This is a genomic window from Mesorhizobium sp. M1163 (genome assembly GCF_040318415.1).
Classification (GTDB): domain Bacteria; phylum Pseudomonadota; class Alphaproteobacteria; order Rhizobiales; family Rhizobiaceae; genus Mesorhizobium.
The window spans coordinates 1-1,782 of sequence record NZ_JAMYMF010000099.1; the positions used below are offsets into that span (position 1 = coordinate 1).

Annotated in this window: 1 protein-coding gene; it reads right to left on the minus strand. The window is 61.2% G+C overall.

The genetic code is table 11. The features are described from left to right. Nucleotides 1–293 precede the first annotated feature (293 nt). Nucleotides 294–1,466: an IS110 family RNA-guided transposase gene (locus NKH43_RS35175; RefSeq protein ID WP_352862055.1), complete on the minus strand. Its 1,173-nt coding sequence runs from the start codon at nt 1,464–1,466 to the stop codon at nt 294–296. Between the last annotated feature and the right edge of the window lie 316 nt (nt 1,467–1,782).

Genomic DNA, 1,782 nt, shown 5'->3' on the forward strand with positions numbered 1-1,782 from the left:
CCACCCCGCTCACATGGGGACTTTGTCGTCAAGGCTATCTTCGCATATCACCTCAATGCGTTTGTGATCCAAGGTCCGAGCCTGTCGTCTTGGCGCGGTGACAACACCGGTCCAAACTCACATACGGTCGCTGCGCTGTAGCAGCTGCACCAACATCCCGCTTTCGTCGGTAAGGCTCAGGGGAACGCGACCAGTCTTCCGGACGGCATTTTAGGCCAAGTGGGGTGGGAGGTTCGTTCGCCCCGGATCGGCCGGGAGCGATCAATCCCGGCGGATGGAAGAAAGTGCGTTGATCAGGCCGGCTTCATGACAGCACCCTCAATGGCAGCACCATGATGAACATACTTCCACAGCGCGATCAGAAGTTTCCTCGCGAGCGCAATGATGGCCGGCTTGCGGCGCCTGCCGCCGTCGAGCGTGACTCGCTCCTGGAACCACTGTGCCAAAGCCGATCGAGGTTGATGCAAAAGCCAGAACCACGACAATTGCACCATCACGGTCCTCAGCCTCGGATTGCCCGCCTTCGATACGCCCTGTTCCCGGCTGATCGATCCGCTTTGCCATGGTGTCGGTGTCAGACCGGCATAGGAGGCAAGCTGCCTTCGGTTCGCGAACTCGCGATACAGTCCCTCGCACCACAGCACCTCGGCAAAGTCCGCCCCCACGCCGCGCAGTTGCTTGAGCATCGACATTCCATGGGCGACCGTTGACGGGTCGCATTCATTGCGGGCCACTTCGTCACGCGCTGCCTCCACGTCCTTGATCTGCCGAAGCAGGAGCTCGATCCGGTCCAGTGCACGCACAATCTCCGTCTTCAGATTCGGCGGTAGTTCACGACCGTCTCCGGTCCTGAGTTCTTCCAGTCTAGTGCGCCGGTCCCGCTTCAGCGGCTCAAATCCAATGATGCCCTGTGAGAACAAGAGCCCTTTGACCCGGTTCACGATCTTTATCCGCTCCGCGATAAGAGCGCGTCGCTCACGGCTGTTGCGCTTTCTGTCCTCTTGCTCGGGCGATGGCGGAACGACCATGGCGCAGACCCGCGGTTCGCCGCGCTTGTAGGCAAGCAGGGCGCGAAGGAGGGTCTCGCCGTCCAGCTTGTCTGTCTTTGCCCGGCGTTTCCTGCGTGACGTGGCGATGGATGCTGCATCAACCACATGGCTTTCGATGCCGTCACGCTCAAGGATCCGATGTATCCAGAAGCCGTCTAGGCCAGCCTCTTGGATTGCGATCACCGGCACGTCACGGCTCGTTCTGCGCCGAACCGTCGCCTTCAACTGGCGGACAAGGTCCAACAAGCCGGCCGTATCGCCTGCTTTGACGACGCGCTTTGACATCTTCTCTCCATTGCACGGCAGCAAGCTCGTCACCAACCAGGTCGAGCGACTGAGTTCGAGAGACAGGAAGATAGCGCCGAGCGTCGTATGGACTGCACCGGTTTCATTCTCAGTCGTGTTTTCAGTCTTCATGTGTCTGGTTCCTTCAAGTTCTTCACGAGCAATGTGCCGGTCAAAGCGAGTTGATCGCAGCTGCGGTCATCGCTTCGCGATGCGGTTTGATTGTTGCCTGCCCCCGCTCGCGGGGTGGGCGACGCTCCTTTCTAGGCCCGCTGCGGCGCGCCGCAACGCTCGCTGCGCGCGCATCCTCCACTCCGTTCCGGCCCTTCGGGTGCGGCCCGCCTCGTTCAGCGGGCCAAGCCAGTCGCTTTCTGCCGCCCACCCCACTCACGGGGGCAGGCACGCGAGATTGGGATCGAGCGCTGCCTCCACCGCCCCATGGGATCTT

Bases quoted from the DNA above. Each gene is read 5' to 3' on its own strand.
- NKH43_RS35175 (WP_352862055.1), bottom strand. From the start codon at position 1,466: ATGAAGACTGAAAACACGACTGAGAATGAAACCGGTGCAGTCCATACG.